Annotated in this window: 20 protein-coding genes, 1 tRNA gene and 1 pseudogene; 9 read left to right on the forward strand and 13 right to left on the reverse strand. The window is 51.8% G+C overall.

What is annotated here, in order from left to right; translation table 11 throughout:
* Positions 1-15: 15 nt before the first annotated feature.
* Positions 16-1,209 (reverse strand): MFS transporter, encoded by a 1,194-nt coding sequence (locus tag ACLI4M_RS18625; protein WP_133623908.1) that lies wholly within the window; start codon positions 1,207-1,209, stop codon positions 16-18.
* Complete coding sequence (locus tag ACLI4M_RS18630; protein ID WP_133623907.1) at positions 1,206-1,895, reverse strand: DJ-1/PfpI family protein; 690 nt, start codon at positions 1,893-1,895, stop codon at positions 1,206-1,208. The genes ACLI4M_RS18625 and ACLI4M_RS18630 overlap by 4 nt, the downstream gene beginning before the upstream one ends.
* Before the next feature lie 787 nt (positions 1,896-2,682).
* On the opposite strand from ACLI4M_RS18630, the gene ACLI4M_RS18635 reads away from it, so the two are divergent.
* Positions 2,683-3,627: a GlxA family transcriptional regulator gene (locus ACLI4M_RS18635; protein WP_133623906.1), complete on the forward strand. Its 945-nt coding sequence runs from the start codon at positions 2,683-2,685 to the stop codon at positions 3,625-3,627.
* Positions 3,628-3,708: 81 nt separating this feature from the next.
* Here ACLI4M_RS18635 and ACLI4M_RS18640 read toward each other — a convergent pair whose 3' ends face one another.
* The 5 genes from ACLI4M_RS18640 to ACLI4M_RS18660 form a co-directional block, all read right to left on the reverse strand.
* The gene (locus tag ACLI4M_RS18640; RefSeq protein WP_048915684.1) at positions 3,709-4,740 is read right to left on the reverse strand and encodes a methionine synthase; all 1,032 of its coding nucleotides are present in this window, start codon (positions 4,738-4,740) and stop codon (positions 3,709-3,711) included.
* A gap of 25 nt (positions 4,741-4,765) precedes the next feature.
* Positions 4,766-5,743, reverse strand: a complete 978-nt coding sequence (locus tag ACLI4M_RS18645) for a DUF1852 domain-containing protein (RefSeq protein WP_133623905.1) — start codon at positions 5,741-5,743, stop codon at positions 4,766-4,768.
* 282 nt (positions 5,744-6,025) lie between these two features.
* Positions 6,026-6,373 carry an HNH nuclease YajD gene (gene yajD / locus ACLI4M_RS18650; RefSeq protein ID WP_133623904.1) on the reverse strand — a complete coding sequence of 116 codons (348 nt, stop codon included), beginning with the start codon at positions 6,371-6,373 and terminating at the stop codon, positions 6,026-6,028.
* A gap of 157 nt (positions 6,374-6,530) precedes the next feature.
* Complete coding sequence (locus ACLI4M_RS18655) at positions 6,531-7,055, reverse strand: rhodanese family protein (protein WP_133623903.1); 525 nt, start codon at positions 7,053-7,055, stop codon at positions 6,531-6,533.
* 1 nt (position 7,056) lies between these two features.
* Entirely contained in the window at positions 7,057-7,371 is a 315-nt protein-coding gene (locus tag ACLI4M_RS18660) for an ArsR/SmtB family transcription factor (RefSeq protein ID WP_062818141.1), read from the reverse strand.
* A 276-nt stretch (positions 7,372-7,647) separates the two neighbouring features.
* Here ACLI4M_RS18660 and ACLI4M_RS18665 point away from each other — a divergent pair.
* A pseudogene (locus tag ACLI4M_RS18665) lies at positions 7,648-9,068 on the forward strand (IS1182 family transposase).
* A 261-nt stretch (positions 9,069-9,329) separates the two neighbouring features.
* Here ACLI4M_RS18665 and ACLI4M_RS18670 read toward each other — a convergent pair.
* The 3 genes from ACLI4M_RS18670 to ACLI4M_RS18680 are packed head-to-tail and all read right to left on the reverse strand — an operon-like array spanning position 9,330 to position 12,133.
* On the reverse strand, positions 9,330-10,190 hold the full coding sequence (locus ACLI4M_RS18670) for an SMP-30/gluconolactonase/LRE family protein (RefSeq protein WP_133623902.1): 861 nt from the start codon (positions 10,188-10,190) through the stop codon (positions 9,330-9,332).
* Between the two features lie 57 nt (positions 10,191-10,247).
* On the reverse strand, positions 10,248-10,721 hold the full coding sequence (locus ACLI4M_RS18675; RefSeq protein ID WP_004958554.1) for a DMT family transporter: 474 nt from the start codon (positions 10,719-10,721) through the stop codon (positions 10,248-10,250).
* 14 nt (positions 10,722-10,735) lie between these two features.
* Positions 10,736-12,133, reverse strand: a complete 1,398-nt coding sequence (locus ACLI4M_RS18680) for an amidohydrolase family protein (RefSeq protein ID WP_133623901.1) — start codon at positions 12,131-12,133, stop codon at positions 10,736-10,738.
* Between the two features lie 130 nt (positions 12,134-12,263).
* On the opposite strand from ACLI4M_RS18680, the gene ACLI4M_RS18685 reads away from it, so the two are divergent.
* Positions 12,264-13,181 (forward strand): LysR family transcriptional regulator, encoded by a 918-nt coding sequence (locus ACLI4M_RS18685; protein WP_133623900.1) that lies wholly within the window; start codon positions 12,264-12,266, stop codon positions 13,179-13,181.
* A 94-nt stretch (positions 13,182-13,275) separates the two neighbouring features.
* Here ACLI4M_RS18685 and ACLI4M_RS18690 read toward each other — a convergent pair whose 3' ends face one another.
* Positions 13,276-14,466 carry an MFS transporter gene (locus tag ACLI4M_RS18690; protein WP_133625085.1) on the reverse strand — a complete coding sequence of 397 codons (1,191 nt, stop codon included), beginning with the start codon at positions 14,464-14,466 and terminating at the stop codon, positions 13,276-13,278.
* 87 nt (positions 14,467-14,553) lie between these two features.
* Here ACLI4M_RS18690 and ACLI4M_RS18695 point away from each other — a divergent pair, with 87 nt between their 5' ends.
* The 3 genes from ACLI4M_RS18695 to ACLI4M_RS18705 all read left to right on the forward strand — a co-directional run bounded on the left by ACLI4M_RS18695 (position 14,554) and on the right by ACLI4M_RS18705 (position 16,674).
* Positions 14,554-15,348, forward strand: a complete 795-nt coding sequence (locus ACLI4M_RS18695; RefSeq protein ID WP_133623899.1) for an AraC family transcriptional regulator — start codon at positions 14,554-14,556, stop codon at positions 15,346-15,348.
* Positions 15,349-15,574: 226 nt separating this feature from the next.
* Positions 15,575-16,195: a dTMP kinase gene (locus tag ACLI4M_RS18700; protein ID WP_133625084.1), complete on the forward strand. Its 621-nt coding sequence runs from the start codon at positions 15,575-15,577 to the stop codon at positions 16,193-16,195.
* Complete coding sequence (locus ACLI4M_RS18705) at positions 16,192-16,674, forward strand: glutathione peroxidase (protein ID WP_133623898.1); 483 nt, start codon at positions 16,192-16,194, stop codon at positions 16,672-16,674. Before ACLI4M_RS18700 ends, ACLI4M_RS18705 begins: the two co-directional genes overlap by 4 nt.
* A gap of 80 nt (positions 16,675-16,754) precedes the next feature.
* Here ACLI4M_RS18705 and ACLI4M_RS18710 read toward each other — a convergent pair whose 3' ends face one another.
* The gene (locus tag ACLI4M_RS18710; protein ID WP_133623897.1) at positions 16,755-17,654 is read right to left on the reverse strand and encodes a LysR family transcriptional regulator; all 900 of its coding nucleotides are present in this window, start codon (positions 17,652-17,654) and stop codon (positions 16,755-16,757) included.
* 182 nt (positions 17,655-17,836) lie between these two features.
* Here ACLI4M_RS18710 and ACLI4M_RS18715 point away from each other — a divergent pair, with 182 nt between their 5' ends.
* Both ACLI4M_RS18715 and ACLI4M_RS18720 read left to right on the forward strand, forming a co-directional pair.
* Complete coding sequence (locus tag ACLI4M_RS18715; protein WP_133623896.1) at positions 17,837-18,895, forward strand: aldo/keto reductase; 1,059 nt, start codon at positions 17,837-17,839, stop codon at positions 18,893-18,895.
* A 72-nt stretch (positions 18,896-18,967) separates the two neighbouring features.
* The gene (locus ACLI4M_RS18720; RefSeq protein ID WP_133623895.1) at positions 18,968-19,696 is read left to right on the forward strand and encodes a putative quinol monooxygenase; all 729 of its coding nucleotides are present in this window, start codon (positions 18,968-18,970) and stop codon (positions 19,694-19,696) included.
* Between the two features lie 102 nt (positions 19,697-19,798).
* On the opposite strand, the gene ACLI4M_RS18725 is transcribed toward ACLI4M_RS18720, so the two are convergent.
* Positions 19,799-19,874, reverse strand: a tRNA-Asn gene (locus tag ACLI4M_RS18725).
* Positions 19,875-20,251: 377 nt separating this feature from the next.
* On the opposite strand from ACLI4M_RS18725, the gene katG reads away from it, so the two are divergent.
* Positions 20,252-22,420, forward strand: coding sequence for a catalase/peroxidase HPI (gene katG / locus ACLI4M_RS18730; RefSeq protein ID WP_413449803.1), 2,169 nt, complete (start codon positions 20,252-20,254; stop codon positions 22,418-22,420).
* Positions 22,421-22,440 lie beyond the last annotated feature (20 nt).

A 22,440-nucleotide genomic window follows, 5' to 3' on the forward strand; every position in this document is an offset into this window, starting at 1 on the left:
CGCCCGATAAGATATTCATCCGGCGTGAGGGGTTGTTCTGGAAAAGATTATCCAACATCCAGTGACACAGAGACCTACCAGTAAAAATGGCAGCATAATGATATTGAGTTGATGCCATCCAAAGTACTCCAGAGCTGCAGCGGACAGCAGCGAAGCAGCTGACGAGAAGAGATAACGTAATGTTTCACTGGCCGTTTGGGCTGCTTTGCGCATGCTGGAATCATTTCCTAGCGAAAGAAGAATGGAGCTGGTGACGAAACTCAGATTCCAACCCACTCCGAGCAGGGCAAGTGACCAGTAGAATGTAGCCAGCTGAGTCCCTTGCATGCCAACCAAAGCAGCAAGTACTGTCAAACTGATCCCAATCATAAGGCTCATGCCGGCACCCAATTTGCGGAAAGTATAACCCGCCACTAGAGAGGGGGCATACATGCCGACTAAATGCCATTGCATGACGGCAGCACCCTCCTTCATCGTTAGGCCGGCCTTTACAATTGCCAGAGGTGCAGAACTCATCATTAACATCATGACGCTGGTAATCAGCACACCATTTATTGTGGCAACCAGATAAACGGGTTTCTTGAGGGCAGCATAATTGCCAGCCCACTCAGCCTTTGAGGCTTCTGCAAGTGCAGGCTTACCATCTGTCTTATAAAAACAGACTAACAGTAGTGCTGAGACCAGTATCAGAATACTCACAGTCAGATAGGAACCGGTAAAAAGTGAAGAGGGGTAGAGAGATGCGCTCCATACCGCCAGGCCCGGCCCGAGAAAGGCAGCAATCACTCCCCCTGCCAGCACCAGCGATACTGCAAACTGTTTCAATTCCTGTCTCACCAGATCACCTGCTGCCAGCCGGTAAAACTGTGCTGAGGCCTGAAAAGCGCCAACCAGTAAGCAACCCAGGCACAACCCCCAGAAGTGAGGTATTAATGTCGATATCGTTGAGATGAGTGCTCCAGCCACACCGATACAGCACCCTGTTAACAGTGCGTTACGTCTACCATGATAACGAATCTGCCATCCCAAAATGGGCATGATTAACGCACCACCCACGGTCAGTAAGGCAAAAGGAATGGTTGCTAGTTCAGGATGCAGTGTTAAAGACTGTCCAGCCAGACTGGTAATGGTAAGGTCTATTGAAATAGCTGCAGTAAACAGCACCTGGCAAAGAGTCAGGATCCAGACTTCTTTTGGCATGGAGGTCATCTTACCTCCAGACGTGCTGCTGCCCTTAGGGTTGCAGCCAGCCGGAGCAGCTGACGCTGTTCGGCATGGTGTTGCAGGCGCTCAACGCGCTCAGGAGTTTCCAGTTCTGTAAGCGTATAAAGTGGTTCAGGACCGTATTCAATTCCTAACTGGATATCCTTTACCGTCTCAGTTCCCAGCAGTCGCTCCATCACCGTCAAGGCGAGATCGATTCCAGCAGAAATCCCGGCACCGGTGATGCGGTTACCATCTACGACTACCCGCTGTTTAACCGGAATTGCTCTGAGGTATTCCAGCTGCAGCAGCGACATCCAGTGGCTGGTTGCACGGAAACCTTCGAGAAGACCAGCAGCGCCCAGCACCAGAGAACCGGTACAGACAGAAGCGATAACTGAAGCACTCGCAGCCTGACGGCGGATAAAATCCAGGGTCAGTTCATCATCCATCAGGGCTATCTGACCACTACCACCGGGGATGCAGATCACATCCAGCACCGGTGATGTTGCAAATGTTTGGGTGGGTAGAATTGACCATCCTGAACCGGTCTTTACGGGAAGGAGCGTTTTCCAAATCAGATGAACGTCGCAGCGGCTGCTGGCTGCAAATACTTCTGCCGGCCCGGTGAGGTCGAGTTGAGTTACCTGCGGGAAAAGTAACAGACCGACTTGCAAAGGCTTATTGATCATATCCGATACTCCGTTGTCAGAGATTGCCAGTGAAGAGGTGAGTGGCTGAGGAATCCCCAGAAATGACTTCAATCGCTAAACGTCCGCTAACCGGTCTGAGCTCAGCCTGAGCACGCCGGAACGGCAAAAGACGCTCCCTGCGGGCCTCGGCATGCGGCATCCCTGCCGCGTGACGTCCGGCTTACCTCAGGCTGAGCCCATCCCCCGCTATCATCGTGCTCGCTGTGGCTTTCAAACCGCGACGCTGCGGCTTTGGGTGCAAGGGGGGAGGGCTGATTGCAGCAGGCCCACGGCCAGGGATGGCCGTGAGCCAGGCTACAGGGATGTATTCATGCCGGTGCGGAAAGCAGCCCTCCCTCCTGAAACCGGGCACCTGTCATCCCGCAACAATATTCAATCAATTTTTGTGGGGATACCTCAGAGGCGAGTGGTGATATCGAACTGCACATGCCTCCCTTTCTGGTGCTCTCTAAATATCTCTCTACCCTGATTAATAAATGTTTCATGTTCAGGCGTCGCTTCGGAAGGAGCATAGGACAGTGATAAAAGTTTCCCTTTCATCTGATCTTCCTCAACAGAGATGTTTTTGTATTAGATGCTTAGTTCCAGATTCATAGTATTTTCATTAGGGTGTTAAAAGATAAATTACTTTCTTTTTTTTACCTCAAGTGTGAATGATCTAATTTGGCATCAATGATTCATAAAATTATAAATGATGCACTTAACATGTTTTAAAATAACGGTGATGTCTACTGAGAGCAATGACTAATATCGGGGTATTACTGCCATGACACGTAAGATAGGACTGTATGTTTTTGAAGGATTTCAACTGCTTGATATGTCAGGGCCTGCAACCGCCTTTGAGGTCGCCAGCCAGGTTATTCCTGGAAGTTATGAGTTGAGTGTTATTTCTCATCAGCAGGGGATAATATCGAGTTCTGGTGGGGTTGGAACGGTAGCTAATTCTTGTCATCCCCTTGATTATGATACGTTAATGATTGTGGGTGGACCCGGTATCTCGACTATGGTGGAGAATGTGCCACTTCAACAATATATCCGCAAAGCTGCGGCGAAAGTTCGCCGTCTGGCAAGCGTATGCTCAGGTGCGTTTCTGCTTGCCTCCTCCGGTGTCCTTAATGGACACCGGGCGACAACTCACTGGTGTCGGGCGGAGCAACTGGCCAGAGATTATCCTAAAGTCAGGGTGGAATTTGACAGTATCTATGTCTGTGATGGAAAGATTTGGACATCGGCGGGAATTACCGCTGGCATTGACCTGGCACTGGCATTAATTGCAGAGGATCTGGGACGTTCGGTGGCTACTCAGGTCGCCAGACAGCTGGTGGTATATTATCGCCGCCCTGGTCGTTATTCACAAAAGTCCGTCTTGCTGGAGATCGCACCCAGTGCTGGATTATTTAGCGAACTGATGGGCTGGGTTCGGGAACATCTTGATGAAGTCCTGGTGGTTGAGTGTCTTGCCGACCGTATGGCGATGAGCCCCAGAAACTTTTCCCGAGCCTTCCGCAGGGAAACGGGTATAACACCGGCGAAAGCAGTGGAACAGTTACGCCTTGAAGTTGCCAGCGCTCGAATAGAGCAGGGGCACGATAATTTTGACAATATTGCAGCAAGTGTTGGTTTTATATCGGCAGAGAGGATGCGCAAGGCATTTTTGCGTACCTCCGGGGAGTCGCCGCAAACCCTACGTCATCGTGCACAGAATGACTAACTGTAGAACAACCAGGGGAAGGTCGCGTTGAATTATAAAGTCCGCTCAGGATCCCCTTCACGGACTTTTAATCAGGCAGCGTTATTTAGCCAGTAGCTCTTTACGGATGATCTCGGCACCCGCGCTCAAGGCATCGAGCTTGCCTCTTGCCACGCCACGCGGCAGCGGGATCATGCCGCAGTTGGTGCAAGGGTAGAGCTTGTCGGCATCGACGAACTGCAGCGCTTTGCGCAGCGTCGCGGCGACCTCTTCGGGGGTTTCAATATTGTTAGTTGCCACGTCAATGGCGCCCACCATCACTTTTTTCCCGCGGATCAGCTCCAGCAGCTCCATAGGAACATGCGAGTTCTGACATTCGAGTGAAATAATGTCGATATTCGATTTTTGCAGCTTCGGAAAAATCTCTTCGTACTGGCGCCACTCGGAACCCAGCGTCTTTTTCCAGTCGGTATTCGCTTTGATGCCGTAGCCGTAGCAAATATGCACAGCCGTTTCGCACTTCAGCCCTTCGATGGCCCTTTCCAGAGTGGCGATACCCCAGTCATTCACCTCATCAAAGAAGACGTTAAACGCTGGCTCATCGAACTGGATAATATCCACACCCACCGCTTCCAGCTCTTTCGCTTCTTCATTCAGGATCTTAGCGAATTCCCACGCCAGTTTTTCACGGCTTTTATAGTGATTATCATACAGGGTATCGATCATCGTCATCGGACCCGGCAGGGCCCACTTAATTGGCTTGTCAGTCTGCTGACGCAGGAACTTAGCGTCCTCGACAAAGACCGACTTTTTGCGGCTTACCGGACCCACGACGGTCGGCACGCTGGCGTCGTAACGGTCGCGAATCTTAACGATTTCACGCTGCGCGAAATCCACGCCTTCGAGATGCTCAATAAAGGTGGTGACGAAATGTTGGCGTGTCTGTTCGCCATCGCTGACAATATCAATGCCCGCCTGCTGCTGGTCTTCCAGGCAGAGACGCAGAGCGTCTTTCTTGCCGTCAATCAGTTCCTGATCCTGCAATTTCCACGGCGACCATAAAACTTCAGGCTGTGCCAGCCAGGAGGGTTTAGGCAAGCTGCCAGCAGAGGAAGTGGGTAATAACTTTTTCATAATAGGTGACCTTGTAATTTCTGAATCAAAGAACGGTATCTGCAGACCATTGCTTAAGAACATTCTGGTAAGGCTTAATGAATTTCTCTTCAGTCAATTTGCCCTGCTCAACGGCCAGCTGGCTGCGTTCTTCGCGATCGTAAACAATTTTAGTTAATGCATAGTCCTGACTGTTCAGGCTTGGCTGATACTCTTGTCCCGCGACTGAATTCGCGTTGTAAATTTCAGGACGGTAAATTCTCTGGAACGTTTCCATCGTACTGATGGTGCTGATCAGCTCAAGATCCGTATAGTCGTTAATTAAGTCACCGGAGAAATAGAAGGCCAGAGGCGCGACTGCATTTGGCGGCATAAAGTAGCGCGCCTCCAAACCCATTTTCTTGAAATAGTGATCGGTCATGGACAGCGCATTCTGCCGATATTCAACGCCCAGTACCGGATGCTGATAGTCGGTGCGGTGATAGGTATTTTTGCTGGACACGCTCAGGCAGATAACCGGCTGCTTCTTGAAGTTTTCTTTGTAGGTGCTTGAGTTAACGAAAGTTTTAAACAGATTCCCGTGCAGCGCACCAAAATTATCCGGCGTGCTGAAGCTGGACCGTTTTTTGTTATGCTCTAACAGCACCACGCTGAAGTCATAATCACGCACGTAAGAAGAGAAATTATTGCCGACAATCCCCTCAATGCGCTGATTGTTTTTACGATCGACGATATGGGTTTTCAATATTTCAATCACCGGGAAGGGAACGCCTTTGCCTTCCACATCCATCTCAACAGAGACGATCTCAAGCTCCACGGCGTAACGATCGCCGTTGGGATTATCCTCGCGCGCTAGGCTATTAAAACGATCGTCAATCATCGTCAGGGCATTACGCAAGTTTTCCTGACGCATCTCACCGCGCGCTAAATTAGCGAAGTTGGTGGTAATACGAGTATTCTCAGAGGGGTTATAATTCTCATCGAAAGTGAGGCTTTTAAGCGTAAATTTTAATTTATTATTCATGGCGATGAAGTATCCTGATTTCTGATATAAAACCTGAATTATTTATTCAGTGCTTTCAAATTTTCTTTTCTGGTTTTATTATTCAGATGGTCTAAATAAAATAGCAGTAGGTACTTTATGCCAGAGTCACTGATTGAGGAAAAGTGATTTAATTTCATTGCTGCATGAGCCATCTTCATGATCGCACGAAGGGCAGAAGGCGCATGAGGTAACTGTATGAATTTATTGTTATTATGATAACATCTGGCACAGGATCTGCGCCAGAAGCGGGTATCGCAGCGATTACTTCTTCTTATCCAGCCGCGACTTTAAATCGGCAAACGGATTATAGGTGGCTGCGCCTACATCATTCTGCGCATCTTCCCCGGCGACCACGCGGGTGCCGTACTGGTCGGCTTCCGTATATTTCTCATGTTCGTGGTCGTGGCAATAGAGGCACAGCAACTCCCAGTTACTGCCGTCTTCCGGATTGTTGGTATGATCGTGGTCGATATGGTGAACCGTTAATTCACGCAGGTTTGAATAAACAAACTCGCGCGCGCAGCGTCCACAAACCCAGGGATAGATTTTCAGGGCTTTTTCACGATAGCCGGGTTCCAGCCGCGCATAGTTGTTGGGGATCAGAGCCATTGCTGAGGTTACCTGCATCTAATGTTCATTTACGATAGTGCTGCCAATATATCCCACAATGGTGCAGAACCAGAAACAGGAAGTGACTTTTGCAAAATTAATGCCGCAAAGTGCGCGGGTTATACTCGGCCCTCCAGCCACAGCCTCAGAAGCCCTCTCAGGAATTCCTGCTCCATGGCATTTTTAACAAAATGTTTGCCATTCCACAAAACCCCGTTAAGCCGGCAAAAAGTAGTCCTGCACCGACAAAGCCTGATAAAAGAAACAGCCTGCTGTCAACGGCGTATCCCAAAACAACACCGGTAAGAACAAGCGTGCCCGCAGCAATCTGGACTTGCCTCATAACAGGCAGTGGTTGCTTTTTGTCTTCGATTGTCGGAAGGCCGACGCGCTTCCACGCGTTAATGCCACCTGACATCAGTAAAACCGACGCAGGGCTTGCGGCATGGGTCAGCGCGTTAGCATTTTGAACCGTGCGCATTCCTGCCTGGCAGTGGAAAATGACAGGCTGTCGCGCCGCATTTTCCACCGTTTTACCTGCCGTAATCTCAGTGAGCGGAAGCGAGTTCGCATGGGGTATATGCTCACGCAAGTATTCAGCGCGTTCCCGGATATCAATGAGCACAGCGCCTGCTTCAATAAGCTTTTGGGCTTCTTGCGGTGAGACTGATTCTGGTGTCATTTTAACAATCCTCAGGACAGTAAATGTCTTTTAAGGTGGATATAACTTTTTTCACCGCATCGTTTTTGATGAAATAGTTGACTTTTTGCGCGACCCTTTTTGACTCAATCAAACCCTCGTCTTTCATTTTCGCAAGGTGTTGAGAGGTTGCAGAAGGTGTTAAGCCGGTCAGTTGCCCCAGTTCACCCGAAGAGGTGCCGGGTTTATCAATGAGAATACAGAGGATTAACAGACGACTGCTGTTACTCATCGACTTAAGCAGCGTGGTTGCCCGCAAGGCCCCCTCTTGTATGTGAAGTAGACTCGTTTCTTTCATTCTTATTTTAGTTTTTTCTAAATTTAGTAAAATCTAAATCAAATGATGCTCACGTGCAATCAAAGATTCTAAGTGCAGCAGGATATCTGCCGTTGTTGATTGCAGGCGGTGTTCAACTTAGCTGTCCGCTTCGTGCCCAGGCTGTGTGAAAACTACTGATCACTTTTTGGTCTAAGTAGTGGCTTTATATGATCAACCATTCTTGATAAACCCATGCGGAAATCTACTTTATTTAATAAAATTATAATCATACGATTAGATAAAGCGGTTGCAGGTATGACTCACCATATTAAAGGTCAAGGCAGACATCAGGTGACGTTGCTCCCTGAAGTGCTGGATGATTTTGTCACAGAAGACAACCCTGTCAGGGTTATTGACGTCTTTGTTGATGGACTACATCTTGATGCACTTGGCTTTGAGCGCGTTAATGCAAAACAAACCGGGCGGCCTGGATATCACCCCGCAACCATGCTGAAGCTGTACATTTATGGGTACCTGAACCGCATCCAGTCATCCCGCCGGTAGAGAAAGAAGCCCATCGTAACGTTGAATTGATGTGGTTACTTGAGCGATTAACGCCTGATTTTAAAACCATTGCAGACTTCAGAAAAAACAATGGTAAAGGCATCAAAAACGCTTGCCGCGCTTTCATTGATCTATGTCGGCAGATGCAGATATTCACCGATGTGGTGGTTGCCATTGACGGTAGTAAGTTCAAGGCGGTAAACAGCAAATCGAACAATTTCACGCCCCAGAAAACAAAAGGCCACATTGAAAGGGTTGAGCAAAGTATCTCTCTTTACCTGAATAAGCTCGAAGAAGCTGACAAGGCTGCGGAGCCCGAAAAAAATGCATGTTTAACAACTGCGAAAGTGGCATGGCTGCAAAAGCGTCTGAAAGAACTCAGGAAAATCCAGCAGGCTGTTGCGCAGCACCCAGATAAGCAGCTGTCACTGACAGATCCTGATGCCCGGCTAATGAAGATAAACAATGTTAACCGCCAGGTGAGCTATAACGTTCAGACTGCCGTTGATGCTAAATATCACCTGATTATTGCGCATGAAGTAACGAATACTCCAGACCGTGGGCAGCTAACAGCGGTGACCAAATTAGCGCAGAACGCTGTTGGCAAAGCGGATATTACCGTACTGGCTGATAAAGGTTATTACAGCCGGGGAGATATTAAAGCAACGCAGGACTTAGGTGCCGTAGCCTTAGTACCAAAAGGCGATACCTCTGGCGCTGACCGTAAAGGTCTTTTCAATCGTTCATTGTTCAAATATGACCAGGAAAAAGATATTTATATTTGCCCGATGGGTAACGAGCTTCAGAACCGATTTACGATGGTTGAGGATGGTTTAGAACAGCAAATGTACTTTAACAATATTGCCTGTCGCGATTGCAGTCAGCGGTCAAGGTGCACCACATCAAAACGCGATCCAAGACGTATAAGGCGTTGGGTTCATGAAGCAGAAATGGAAGACATGCAAGCCAGGCTTAATGCATCGCCACAAACAGCTGTCGTGCGAAAGCAAACGGTAGAGCATCCGTTCGGGACAATTAAAATGTGGATGGGAGCGACTCACTTCCTGACGCAACGGTTTAAAAACGTCAGCACAGAAATCAGTCTGCATGTACTGGCTTATAACCTGAAAAGGATGATGTCCATTCTGGGGTACCGAAGGATTGGCCATTAAGCTGCGAGAACGATGCAACTAGCGGCAGTGGCCGCTTTTCCCCCCTAATAACAGGTCATTAGCACTCAATATTCAGTACATAGCCTCGTTTTGCCTCTACATACAAATCACTGCGAATACAGTCCATATCAGGAATATCTTGCATCCCTGGCTAGTGTTAGTCCTCGGATACTGCAAAAACCGGGTTTATACACAGCCTGTGCCAGAAGCGGACGTTTTCTTTGAGCCTGAACTGCCAAATTTCTATCAGTATCAAAACCATTAAACTGTGTGTGCCGCAAAGCGGTTTTCAGGTAATCCGGGACTGAGATCAGATTTAGCTTTGAGCAATGCACCGTCATATTCAGACAGCGCAGTGAGTCCCACTGTAGCCGTGGTGCAATAGAGATGGGTAAAACCCTCACCGGCCAGTGTCGGACAGGTGCTCTGGATTCCAGGTGACGTCAGAATAGCGTCTGTGGTCCCATCCGGGCGGTAACGGACAACACGGTTCCCCCCCCATTCAGCATTCCATAGATAGCCCATCTCATCCACGCAGGAGCCGTCAGGCGCGCCGCTGCCTTCGCTTTCGGCGAACACGCGCTGGTTCTGCAGCGAGGGGTAATCACAGCACATTATCCGACCCTGCATCGAGTCACAGTAATAGAGCGTGCCATCATCGGGGCTGAAACAGATGCTGTTCGGTATAGCGACATCGGGCAGTGCAAGCGTCTCAACAGTCAGCGTTGCCGCGTTGAGTCGATGAAACTTACCGATGACTTTAACGGGATAACCATCATCCATCGTCCCGAAGACAAAATTACCGGCACGGTCACATCGTCCATCACCTATGCGGGTATTGGTGCCTCCCGGTGAAGCGGCCACTGGGGTAATTAACCCGCTGTTGAGATCATAGAAAGCCAGTCTTGACGCGAATCCCATCAGCAGAATGTGACTTTTTTCAGTCAGTGCAAAGGAGCCAAGGCGTTCCGGCAGCGACCAGCGCATCACAGCATCATTGCCTTCTTCTATTGCGAGCAGTTCACTGGCTTCAATGTCAGTCCAGTAGAGCCTGCGGGTTCTTTCACACCACAGCGGGCACTCTCCGAGCGTATTCCTGACCTCAGCTGCAATTGAAAACATGATAATCCTCCGGAGATAAAAGGTCGTACTGCACGATGGCAAAAGTGGATAACGCAGCTACTGCAGAAAACGTGCAGAGAGCCTATCGCCGAAAAGCATGACGGCAAGTCCGATCAGCATGACAACCATTCCCCCCAGCCTGAGTAACGAAACCGGACGCCGCACAGCGCCCAGCAAGCCAAAATGGTCAATCATCTGCGAGGAAAGTAACTGTCCGACAATCGCCAGCCCGAGCAGCGCTGAAAACCCAATTTTCGGCGCAAGCACGACGTAGCTGAACAGTGCACATGCGCCTATCATTCCGCCCGCCAGACTCCAGAGGGGTTGCGACGGGATCGCCGCTAGCGATGTCATCAACCCACCCCGCAGCAGCGCGTAAATCCCCAGGCTGAACGCGCCTGCCGTAAATGAAAACAGCGCCGCAGTGACCGGATCGCCGCCCAGTCCCTTTGCCAGCTGGCTGTTCAGGGTCGTCTGCAGGGTGATCCCCAGACCTGCGGCAAAAGCGATTACGTAATAGATCATGCCCATGCTTTTCATCCTGGTCAGTCGGCCTGCACCAGCGGTAGGAAGGTGTCAGCAAAAATGTCAGGCTGGTAACCAGAGGCTGCAAAAAGGTGCTCACGCGACTCATCAATCGCCGCACGTAGTCGCGCGCTGTCTACGCCCAGCACCTTACCGTTCTGTTTAACGATGCGTCCGCCGATCATGACGGTGTCGATGTTGCTGCGCTCGGCGGCATGAACCACCGTGCCAAAGGCATTGCCGGAAGGGTAAAGATTGAGATCACTGACGCTAATCAGCACCAGGTCGGCTTGTTTGCCTGGCGTCAGGCTGCCCACTTTGTTCTGCAGCCCCGCACAGACAGCGCCATCAAGAGTCGCGGCTTTAAGGAGTTGCGCCGCCGGAAGCGTTTTCAGCGCATGTTCTGAATCGCAGCACTGCTGCTGATGCATGCCCATCACGCGCTGCAGGTAAAAGGCGACGCGCATCTCCATAAACATATCGGTGCTGTACGACGTTTCATTGTCTACGCTCAGGCCAGGGTTGATGCCATGACGCTGCGCGGCCTCAATGGCGAACATCCCGCTTTCGATGCCATAGTGCGAATCTGAGCGTGGGCAGACGTTCACCCTGACACCGGCCTCCCGCAGAATTTTCCATCCCCGGTCCGGCAGCGCCGTGCAGTGATTGAAAATATTGTCCGGACCCAGCAGCCCCTGCTGATGCAGCGACTCAAGTTCAGACCCCATCTCAGCGCCAAAGAACTCAGTGACAATCGACAGTCCCAGCCTGCGGGCCTCGGTCCACAACTCCGGCTCCAGCTGGGCCATGACGGCGAGAGAGACCAGGCTTTCAGGGGTGTCGGTGAAATACTTATCCTGCAGACGCTGCCAGTTTCCCGGCCAGTGCGCTTTATCCCATTCGCCAGCTACCGGTGCGCCGGAAGCATGAATGGCGCGAATGCCGGTATCAAGTAAGGCCTCGACGGCGGCATCGGAATGCGCTGCAGTTCGGCTGTTGTGCGAGTTATCGATCATCGTGGTGATGCCCGCGTCAATAGCGCCCAGCGCCGTCAGCAGGTTGCCAACATAGATATCGGCAGGACGGTAATATTTAGCGAAGGAGAAGTGCGTGGCGTTGCTGTAGTCGTCCAGGCAGGTGGCGTTTGGGTTAATTCGGCGCAGCTGTCCTTCCCATGCGTGACGATGAGAATCGACCATTCCCGGCATGGCGATCATGTTGGTGGCATCAATGACATGCGCATCCGGCACATCAAGGTTCTGGCCGACGGCGGTAATCGTTGAGCCGTTGATGAGAATATCGCCGCGCTCAATGTTACCGACGTTCCCGTCCATACTCAGTATCGTCGCGCCACGAATCAACGTAGCCAGTGAAGTGACATTCTGATTGTTAACAATATTTCGGATGTAGTCGGTCATTAAACCTGCCTCTTTTGTGATTAATGGGGAAACGATACGCCACGTCATTAGCCTGAAAAAGATGCATAAAGCGTTTTCATAATTCATAATTCGCGAATAATCAGGCTCACTTTTATCCAGGAGCAGGACGATGGATCGGATTCAGGCTATGCAGGTTTTTATAAGGGTTGCTGAAGCCGGAAGCTTTGTGCGCGCGGCAGAGACACTGTCTCTGCCAGCTTCCACCGTCACCAGCACGATTAAAAATCTGGAGAAATACCTGCAGGTGCGTCTGCTTAACCGGACGACGAGGCGGGTCAGACTCACTCCTGAAGGCCTGCAGTATCTTGCGCAGTGCCGGGAAATCCTTTCACTGATTGAACACACGGAATCCAGCCTGACCGATTCCGTCAGGCGGCCCCAGGGGCGACTGCGGATAGATATGCCCGGTGGGATCGCCCATTTTATCGTCATGCCGAATCTGAAAGATTTTTACCGGCTCTATCCGGATATTTATCTGATGATTGGCGTCAGCGACCGGCAGGTTGATCTTGTTCAGGAAGGTGTGGATTGCGTGATCCGAACCGGAGAATTAACCGACTCCACGCTGGTTGCCCGTCCCCTTGGCCGGTTTCGCTGGGTGACCTGTGCCTCGCCGGACTATCTCAGGGAGTACGGTATCCCTGAGACGCCGGAAGCGTTGTCGCAGCATCGGGCAATTCATTACTTTTCCGGTTCGGGAAGACGGACCAATGAACTACGTTTTACGCGTGGCACTGAGATGCTTTCCGTTCCGGTAGAAGGAGAAGCAGCCGTTAACGAAACGGGACTCTATATCAGACTGTGTCTTGAGGGTTTTGGGCTGGCGCAGCTTGCTGAGAATGTCATTTCGGAGAATCTGCAGCAAGGCAAGCTGGTCGAGGTTCTGGCGGACTGGCAGCCACCTTCAGTGCCGGTGACGATGCTCTATCCGCATCAGCGTTTTCTCTCTCCCGCAGTGCGTGCTTTTGCTGACTGGGTCGCCGGGCTTTTTAACGATGGCGCAGGTCAAAAACGGTCTTCTCTGTAAAAGGTCGCCTTAAGTAGCAGGGATATTTATCGGAACGATAATGGGCAGCATCCACAGCAGATGAACCGATCGTTCCCCTGTTGTGCCAGCCAATTCAGCCCGGCTGGGGTGCAGATTCCAGATGCGCATTTCGTCCGGCAGCCATTCCGGTGCAGGCACCAGCGACAGCGATTGCTGCGGTCATCAGTAATGGCACCGTCCAGCCTCCGGACAACTCCTGTACTTTGCCCAGCAGCAGCGGACCCATCGCCGCCATCAGATAACCGACGCTCTGCGCCATGCCTGACAGCGCGGCGGCGTCACCGGCATTTTCGGTACGTAGCCCGATGAAGGTCAGGCCCAGCATCATACTGGCACCCGAGCCGAAGCCGAGAAGAGCAGCCCACAGCATCGCCAGATTCGGCAGGTACAGGATGCCGATAAAGGACGCAGCGGTTAACAGGCTGACGCCGGCAGCGGCTGCTTTCTGATCGTTGAGGCGACGCAGCGTGGCCGCCAGAATCAGGCCGGGAATGGCGGTGGTCAGCTGAAGAATGCCGTGTACTTCACCGGCCTGGGCTGAGGAGAGTCCACTGTTGGTTAGAATGGCGGGCAGCCAGCCGACAGCAACATAAAACGGCATCGCATTCAGGCCCATAAACAAGGTGACCTGCCATGCCAGAGGCGAGCGCCAGACCGCGACGGTCGCAGCTTTTTTCTCACCCTCTCCTGGCAACTGATGCTTCATCTTTAACCGGGGCAGCCATAAAATCAACGCAAGCAGCGGTGCAATAACCAGCATGGCTAACGCGATGTTCCAGCCCCAGCTCTGCGTCAGAGGAATGACAATGGCTGAACCAATAGCACCAGCCGCGCCCATGGTGATGGAATATGCCCCCGTCACGGAAGCCACGTTGCCAGAAAAGTCACGTTTGATAAGGCCAGGGAGCAGGACATTGCCGAGGGCAATCCCGATACCTATCAATAGGGTTCCGCCATAAAGCGCCCAGACACTGCCTGTAGAGCGAAGCAGGATGCCCGCTGAAATAACGGTCAGGGCACCAAAAAGAGTGCGTTCAAGACCGTACTTGTGTGAGATGGATGCGCTCAGCGGTGAAAAGGCGGCAAAGGCCAGCAAAGGCAGCGAGTTAAGTAACCCAACGGCAGTAATACTTAGCCCAAAATCATGGCGAATAGACTCTAAAACGGGTGCGATAGCGGTAAAAGGAACACGCAGGTTGATAGCTATAAAAAGGATGCCGGTCACAAGTATGATTGAAGACCACTTGTTCGTAGTGTGGGACATAAATTTTGCTTTCTCTGGTAAAAAGAAAGACTTTAAAGTACTCATGAGTTACAGAATATAGATAACCTGACAACATATAACTAAATCATGCCAGTTAATAAAAAACCGGTGACCTCACCGGATGAGTTTAATGCCGATGCTTTCAGTCAGGCTGCTATCGCGCTGCATGTGTCATCGTCAGGCGAGTATGCAGGTCAGAGTCCGCACGCTCACCGTAAGGGACAACTTATTATCTCTTTACGCGGTGCAGTGAGCTGTGAGGTTGAGGATGCGCTGTGGCTTGTTCCACCGGGACATGCTGTCTGGGTTCCGGGTGAAATCCCCCACAGTTGCCGGGTCACGAAGAATGCAGATACCTGCTTTCTGTTTATCGAACCCGGCGCGGCAGCGATGCCGGAAATCTGCTGTACGCTGGCGATGACTTCTCTGGTCCGCGAGCTTGTTCTGTATCTGGCAGAGCAGGGACAGGCTTATTCTCCTGACAGTAAAACTGCCAGGCTCGCCGCGGTGCTGCTGGAGCATATTCCGGATGTGCCGGTTGAAGCGCTCCATCTTCCCGTATCCGATCATCCTAAAATCCGGAATATGGCGGAGGCACTTTTTAATGAGCCTGATGATCGGCGAACGTTAAAGCAGTGGGCTGCACATCTGGTCACCAGCGAACGATCGCTGGCCAGGCTGATAAAAGAGGCGACTGGAATGAGCTTTGGTCGCTGGCGTCAGCAACTGCATTTGATGATTGCCCTGAGCCATCTGGCTGAAGGTCAGTCCGTGCAGCGCGTAGCCGGAACGCTGGGATATGATTCGGTCAGCGCGTTTATTACGATGTTCAGAAAAGCGCTGGGTAAATCACCGACGCAATATTTTTCGTCTCTAAACTAATGCAAAACAACACAAACCGAATTTTTATCAAGAACGCCAGCGTCCGCTCCTGGCTCAAAGCTGCCTCTCAGCGCTTATCTGCTTAAAAACAGACCTGGTGTGATTTTACAGACGGATCCCTTAAACTACACCGCACAGGGTGGTTAGCCGTTAATACCAGGGAAGTAAAAATGCTTTTGTCAGAGTGGAGTTTTACCAAAACAGTATGCCAACCGTTGTTTCAGCGATGAGCCGTCAGCTGTTTGTCTCTCTGGATGGCCCCAAGGGCGCGGGTAAAACCACCTTGTTGGAAGCCATGACCACCGTACTCAGGGCGGACAACAAGAAGGTGATCCGGCTTTGCGAGAAAAAAAGCGATCCCTGGAGAGGGGAAACCATGGCTCTGGTCAACAAGCTGGCCAGAAATCCCAGCCTGGATTTGGAACGAGAGGTTTGTCAGCGACTTGCGGACAGCCGGGCATGGATTTCCCGGCATGTACTGACGAAACAGCCAGCGGACTGCATTATCCTGATGGATCGCTGGTACCCCTCTGATGCCGCGTTTCGCCGCATGATGCCATTCGACGACATTCTGAAGCTTAATCTTGAGCGAAACGTACGCGCGCCAGACCTGCATGTCGGCGTGGTTACCGCGCCAGAAATTTCATGGGCGAGAGCCGCGGCCCGGGCGCGTGGGTTGAGCAGTACGGTGATTTCTAAGCTGGCAGAGCATGTCTCCTGTACCGAGGCGTTCGAGCGGGAAATTGCCGATCGCGGCTGGGTTTTATGCCGCAATGAAGGAACGATAGAGGAGGCAACGATGCAGCTGATTGCTGAGATTAACAACGTGCTGGGATCCGTAAGATGACAACCTTTTATCAACATAGTGCCATTAGCCTGGGCGGCCAGCTCATCCCGATGGCCGACTACGCGGGCAAGCTGGTGCTGGTGGTCAATACCGCCAGCCATTGTGGATTCACGCCACAATACGCAGGCCTTGAAGCGCTATACAGGAAATACGCCGCCCAGGGGCTGGTGGTGCTGGGTTTCCCCTGCAACCAGTTTGGTAAGCAGGAACCCGGCGGTACTGACGACATTATGCAGACCTGTCATATCAACTACGGCGTGAGCTTCCCGATGTTCGAAAAAGTGGCGGTTAACGGCGCTGCCGCCCATCCGCTGTTTCGTTATCTGAAGGATGAGTTGCCAGGCGTGCTGGGCGGGCGCATCAAATGGAACTTCACTAAGTTCCTGATTGGACGGGACGGCAAACCGCTCAAGCGTTTTGCACCGATCTCTACGCCGGAGAAAATAGAAGCCGCCATCGTAGCTGCTCTGGAAAGCTAAGAGTCCCTGTCATTCAACCCCTCTACTTCCAGAGATCGTCCTACTCATTGATCTGTTCGTATAACAGGTTATGACGATAACTATTTTGTGGTTTTCATGATTAAAAAATCAATCAGTGCTTTCACTCGCTTTGCATGACCGGTGCTCTTTAAGTAGTAGAGATAAACCGGTGGGTAGGTTTTCCAGTAAGGCATCATTACCGGGATAAATTGCGCTTTATCGGGCTGCAATTCATACACCGGCTCAAACAATCTGCCAATTCCAAGACCGCTGCGTATTCCATCTGCCATGACATCAATATCATTGCTGATGATTTGCCCTGGCATCTCAACGGTTAATTGCTCACCGTTATCCTCCAGCATCAGAGGCAGGATGCGGTTATTGGTGATAAAGCGGTAGCCAATGAGCTGATGCTGGTGCAGGTCCGTCGGCAGTTCTGGCGTACCGTACTTTGCAAGATAGGCCGCTGAAGCATACAGACCCTCACGAAACGGTTTCATCAACTGGCGAGCCACAACACTCTCTTCCAGGATATCGCCAAAACGTATGCCCAAATCAAAGCGCTCATCGATCATGTTCACGGTTCCGTCATACACGGATATCTCAAGCTGTATTCCGGGGTAGCTTTGGCAGAACTCCGCCATCAAGGGCTTCAGAATAAGCAGGTAAGCAAAGCGTGACAGCGTAATTCTGACCAGCCCGGAGGGGTCCTGATTCAGGTCTTTAATGCTTTCCACCGCGCTTTCCAGTGAGGCCACCGCCCGGGATGTCTGTTGCAACAACTGTTCTCCGGCGTCCGTTAGCTCAATGCGCCGCGTGGTGCGCACAAAAAGCGGGTGGCCAATATGTTGCTCAAGCAGTTTTAGCGCTTTGCTCACGGAAGGTGGCGTTATCTCAAGTTTCCTGGCCGCAGCAGTAATGCTGCCTTCACCGGCGATGCTCTGGAAAATACGGATTTGGTTGTAAATGACATTGTTCATGGCGTCATCCTGAAGAGTAAACACAATCAGATTGTTAGCTGTTGGCTAAGAGTGTATGAGCTATTGCTGCTCTAAAAAACAGAATCAGGGTGGTTTATACTCACTTCCCGTTTAACAATCCACCGTTAGGGAAGCCAAATTCTGTGTCCTGATGACCAAATTAACGTGGTGAGGAGATGATTATGCAGTATGTAAACCTGGGGCGAAGTGGCCTGAAAGTATCGCGATTGTGTCTGGGATGCATGAGTTACGGCGAACCAGAACGTCTTCCTCAGCCGTGGTCGCTTGATGAACGCGCTTCGCGGCCGCTGATTCGTCAGGCACTTGAGTCGGGAATTAATTTTTTTGATACGGCTAATATTTATTCAGGTGGAAGCTCAGAAGAAATTGTCGGTCGGGCGCTACGCGATATGGCGTATCGGGATGAAATCGTCGTCGCCACCAAGGCTTTTTTCCCATGGCGTAACTCGCCAAACACAGGTTTTCTCTCGCGAAAATCGCTGTTTCAGGCCATCGATGACAGCCTTACCCGGTTGGGTATGGATTATGTGGATCTGTATCAGATCCACCGTTTTGATCACGGCACACCCGTTGAAGAAACCATGGAAGCGCTTCACGATTTGGTGAAAGCCGGGAAAGTTCGCTATATCGGTGCATCCTCAATGGAAGCCTGGCGTTTTGCCAAGATGCAGCATGTGGCTGAGCGTTACGGCTGGACGCGCTTTGTCTCTATGCAACCGCAATACAATTTACTGTATCGGGAAGAAGAGCGGGAGATGCTGCCGCAATGTGAAGATCAGGGGGTGGGGGTTATCCCCTGGAGCCCGATGGCGCGCGGCAGACTGACACGCGACTGGAATGAAACCACTCCCAGAACGCAGAACGACGCCTTTGCGCTGAAAATGTATCAAAATGCCGCACAGCAGGACCGGAAAGTGGTTGAGGTTGTGGCGCAGATTGCCGCTGAGCAGGGTGTGCCTCGCGCACATGTTGCGCTTGCATGGCTGCTGTCTAAATCTGTGATTACTGCCCCTATCATCGGTGCGACAAAAGCCGAACATCTTGCAACTGCAGTTGACGCGCTGACGCTGACATTGTCGCCAGAAGAGATCGCAGCGCTGGAGGCACCCTACGTACCTCATGTTGTTGATGGCATCGTACCGCCGCTGTCTGAACAAGCGCCACGGCTCTCACCCTTGCGAAGCCACCAGGGAGTTGAGCGCAATGAAAATGGATTATGATGCTGGCGCGGTTAATACGCCTTATCAATAATAGTGGCACAAAATTTAATGCATCCGAAAAGAGGGACATTTATGAAAGCCGGGATTTCTTTATCACTTTTGTTGACTCTGGGCTGTTCCGCTGCTGCTCAGGAACAAAAAGGAACTGTTCCACCGGTGTTCAATATGTTTGAATTCGTCATCCAGCAAAATAAAGATAATGCATACGACAGCCTGGCTGAAAAGAATATTACTGCTTCGGTAACCGGCGAATCTGGCACCCTGGCGATCTATTCAGCCAGACAAAAGTTAAACCCGTCAGCTGTTTATGTCTTTGAAATCTACGCTGATAGCGATGCCTATGAAAAACACCTGAATTCATTGAGCTATAAAGAATTTTTGCGCAATTCACCTGATATTCTGGTGGCGAACCAAACGCGTAGAATTGAGGTGAACCCGCAACTCCTGGCAGATAAACCGATTTTGCAAAGTGATAACACGATAAATAACTTTGTCATCGTTGATGTTAAACCAGAGTTCGGTTCAGATTTTCGCCATATCGTGTTGCCCGAAATGACACAGTCCATTGAGCTGGAAGAGGGCGTTCTGGCCATGTATGCCGTTATCGATAAAGCCAATCCTGACCGCTGGTATTTCTATGAAATATACGCCAGCGAAGAGGCTTATCAGGCCCATCGCATGACACCTCATTTTAAAAAATACATCGAGCAGACGGCAGAAATGACCACTTATAAAGAAGCTATCCCAATCAAACCCGGCAAGCTGATGAATAAGGGTGGCCTGAGATATGAAAATGAGTGATGAACTGCATCCTTGCTGCACTTGTAAGCTAAGTGTCTCTGTCATCTGACCACTAAACGCAAAAAGCCCGCTCGGGTTTCCCCGAGCGGGCTTCTCTAAATATGGCTCCTCTGACTGGACTCGAACCAGTGACATACGGATTAACAGTCCGCCGTTCTACCGACTGAACTACAGAGGAATCGTGTGAACGGGGCGGATAATAAACATGCCCTGGCGATGTGTCAATGCTAAAAATCATCCTCTGCGGTTCGCTTGCTGATGTTTGCAACAACCTGATGATTTGTTCAGCATTTCATGGCGTTTTATACGGCGCCGGGCCGTTTTTTATTAAGCAGATAAACCCCTACGCTTTGGCTGGCTACTCTATACTCAGTAATCTCTGGCTCCACACAAGCGGGCGTGCCGACTGCAGTTCCCGAAGAGAAAGCCTATCAAATGCATAGGGTGAGACAGGTTTGTGCGGGTGAGTTCCGCGTATAGAGTGTCTGTAATCAAGCGAAAAGGAGAAAGACCGTGAGCAATTCTGTTGATAACGAAGCGAATAGTGCCGAGCCCATTGTTGAAGCGGACAGGGAAGCTTCTGCCGGTAAGTGTCCATTCCATGCGGGCAAGTCAAATGAAGTCTCTGGCGGTGGCACCAGCAACCGCGAATGGTGGCCGCAGCAGCTGCGAGTCGATCTGCTGAACCAGCACTCCAACCGTTCTAACCCGCTGGGAGAATCCTTTGACTACCGCCAGGAGTTCGCCAAGCTTGATTATTCCGCACTGAAAGGCGATCTGCGCGCGCTGCTGACTGAATCACAGGCCTGGTGGCCCGCCGACTGGGGCAGCTATATTGGTCTGTTTATCCGTATGGCGTGGCACAGCGCCGGGACTTATCGCTCTGTTGACGGGCGCGGCGGTTCCGGCCGTGGTCAGCAACGTTTTGCTCCGCTTAACTCCTGGCCGGATAACGTCAGCCTGGACAAAGCCCGTCGCCTGCTGTGGCCGGTGAAGCAAAAGTACGGTCAGAAAATATCCTGGGCCGACCTCTATATTCTGGCGGGCAACGTCGCGCTGGAAAACTCCGGCTTCCGCACCTTTGGCTTTGGTGCCGGGCGTGAAGACGTTTGGGAACCGGACCTTGACGTTAACTGGGGTGATGAGACCACCTGGCTGGAGCATCGCCATCCGGAATCGCTGGCTAATTCACCGCTCGGCGCCACCGAAATGGGGCTGATTTACGTCAACCCGGAAGGCCCGGAACACAGCGGTGACCCGGCTTCTGCTGCCCCGGCTATTCGCGCCACCTTTGGCAATATGGGCATGAACGACGAAGAGATCGTAGCGCTGATCGCCGGTGGCCATACCCTGGGTAAAACTCACGGTGCCGCCGATGCCAAACATGTCGGCGTCGACCCGGAAACCGCCCCGATTGAAGCGCAGGGCCTGGGCTGGGCCAGCAGTCACGGCAGCGGCGTCGGCGCCGATGCCATTACTTCCGGTCTGGAAGTGATCTGGTCGCAGACGCCAACCCAGTGGAGCCACTACTTCTTCGAGAACCTGTTTAAGTACGAGTGGGTGCAGACGCGCAGCCCGGCAGGGGCGATTCAGTTTGAAGCTTCGAATGCAGAGGAGATTATTCCCGATGCCTTTGACAGTGCGAAGAAGCATAAGCCGACCATGCTGGTCACCGACCTGACGCTGCGCTTCGACCCGGAGTTCGAGAAGATCTCGCGCCGCTTCCTGAACGACCCGCAGGCGTTTAACGAAGCGTTTGCCCGGGCCTGGTACAAGCTGACCCACCGCGATATGGGGCCAAAAGCACGCTATATCGGGCCGGAAGTGCCGAAAGAAGACCTGATCTGGCAGGATCCGCTGCCGCAGCCGAGCTATCATCCAACCGCCTATGACATCGCGCTGCTGAAAGAGAAAATTGCCGCGTCGGGCCTGTCGGTGGCGGAGCTGACCTCGGTCGCCTGGGCTTCTGCCTCAACCTTCCGCGGCGGTGACAAGCGCGGAGGGGCCAACGGTGCCCGCCTGGCGCTGCTGCCGCAGCGCGAATGGGAAGTGAATGCCGTAGCTGCACGCGTGCTGCCGGTGCTGGAAGCGATTCAGAAGAGCGAACAGAAGGCGTCGCTGGCGGATATTATTGTGCTGGCCGGTGTCGTCGGAGTTGAACAGGCGGCGAAAGCGGTTAACGTCGACATTGAAGTGCCTTTCACCCCGGGCCGCGTGGATGCGCGTCAGGATCAGACGGATATTGAGTCGTTTGAGCTGCTGAAGCCGAGAGCGGATGGTTTCCGTAACTATCGCGCCGCACCGGGCCGCACCTCGACCGAGAATCTGCTGATCGACAAGGCGCAGCAGCTGACGCTGACCGTGCCGGAGTTGACGGTGCTGGTAGGTGGCCTGCGTGCGCTGGGGGCCAACTTCGACGGCAGCCAGCACGGGGTGTTCAGCGATAAAGTTGGCGAACTCAACACCGACTTCTTCAGCAACCTGCTGGATATGCGTACCGAGTGGAAAGCCACCGATGCCAGCGGCGAACGCTTTGAAGGGCGCGACCGTCTGAGCGGCCAGGTGCGCTTCAGCGCGACCCGTGCCGACCTGGTGTTTGGTTCCAACGCGATTTTACGCGCGTCAGCCGAGGTTTACGCCAGCAGCGATGCTAAGCAGAAGTTTGTCAAAGACTTCGTTGCCGCGTGGACCAAAGTGATGAACCTCGACCGTTTCGATATCTGAAACTAGCCTGAGTCTGCAAC

The sequence above is a fragment of the Erwinia sp. LJJL01 genome (assembly GCF_047300805.2).
Lineage (GTDB): Bacteria > Pseudomonadota > Gammaproteobacteria > Enterobacterales > Enterobacteriaceae > Erwinia > Erwinia aphidicola.

What these genes read in the sequence shown, in the direction of transcription:
- ACLI4M_RS18625 (WP_133623908.1), bottom strand. Translation starts at nt 1,209, where the DNA reads ATGACCTCCATGCCAAAAGAAGTCTGGATCCTGACTCTTTGCCAGGTG.
- ACLI4M_RS18655 (WP_133623903.1), bottom strand. Translation starts at nt 7,055, where the DNA reads ATGACACCAGAATCAGTCTCACCGCAAGAAGCCCAAAAGCTTATTGAA.
- ACLI4M_RS18640 (WP_048915684.1), bottom strand. Translation starts at nt 4,740, where the DNA reads ATGAAAAAGTTATTACCCACTTCCTCTGCTGGCAGCTTGCCTAAACCC.
- ACLI4M_RS18675 (WP_004958554.1), bottom strand. Translation starts at nt 10,721, where the DNA reads ATGGGCATGATCTATTACGTAATCGCTTTTGCCGCAGGTCTGGGGATC.
- ACLI4M_RS18630 (WP_133623907.1), bottom strand. Translation starts at nt 1,895, where the DNA reads ATGATCAATAAGCCTTTGCAAGTCGGTCTGTTACTTTTCCCGCAGGTA.
- ACLI4M_RS18635 (WP_133623906.1), top strand. Translation starts at nt 2,683, where the DNA reads ATGACACGTAAGATAGGACTGTATGTTTTTGAAGGATTTCAACTGCTT.
- ACLI4M_RS18690 (WP_133625085.1), bottom strand. Translation starts at nt 14,466, where the DNA reads ATGTCCCACACTACGAACAAGTGGTCTTCAATCATACTTGTGACCGGC.
- ACLI4M_RS18660 (WP_062818141.1), bottom strand. Translation starts at nt 7,371, where the DNA reads ATGAAAGAAACGAGTCTACTTCACATACAAGAGGGGGCCTTGCGGGCA.
- ACLI4M_RS18645 (WP_133623905.1), bottom strand. Translation starts at nt 5,743, where the DNA reads ATGAATAATAAATTAAAATTTACGCTTAAAAGCCTCACTTTCGATGAG.
- ACLI4M_RS18685 (WP_133623900.1), top strand. Translation starts at nt 12,264, where the DNA reads ATGGATCGGATTCAGGCTATGCAGGTTTTTATAAGGGTTGCTGAAGCC.
- ACLI4M_RS18705 (WP_133623898.1), top strand. Translation starts at nt 16,192, where the DNA reads ATGACAACCTTTTATCAACATAGTGCCATTAGCCTGGGCGGCCAGCTC.
- ACLI4M_RS18720 (WP_133623895.1), top strand. Translation starts at nt 18,968, where the DNA reads ATGAAAGCCGGGATTTCTTTATCACTTTTGTTGACTCTGGGCTGTTCC.
- ACLI4M_RS18680 (WP_133623901.1), bottom strand. Translation starts at nt 12,133, where the DNA reads ATGACCGACTACATCCGAAATATTGTTAACAATCAGAATGTCACTTCA.
- ACLI4M_RS18695 (WP_133623899.1), top strand. Translation starts at nt 14,554, where the DNA reads ATGCCAGTTAATAAAAAACCGGTGACCTCACCGGATGAGTTTAATGCC.
- ACLI4M_RS18670 (WP_133623902.1), bottom strand. Translation starts at nt 10,190, where the DNA reads ATGTTTTCAATTGCAGCTGAGGTCAGGAATACGCTCGGAGAGTGCCCG.
- ACLI4M_RS18710 (WP_133623897.1), bottom strand. Translation starts at nt 17,654, where the DNA reads ATGAACAATGTCATTTACAACCAAATCCGTATTTTCCAGAGCATCGCC.
- ACLI4M_RS18715 (WP_133623896.1), top strand. Translation starts at nt 17,837, where the DNA reads ATGCAGTATGTAAACCTGGGGCGAAGTGGCCTGAAAGTATCGCGATTG.
- ACLI4M_RS18700 (WP_133625084.1), top strand. Translation starts at nt 15,575, where the DNA reads ATGAGCCGTCAGCTGTTTGTCTCTCTGGATGGCCCCAAGGGCGCGGGT.
- yajD (WP_133623904.1), bottom strand. Translation starts at nt 6,373, where the DNA reads ATGGCTCTGATCCCCAACAACTATGCGCGGCTGGAACCCGGCTATCGT.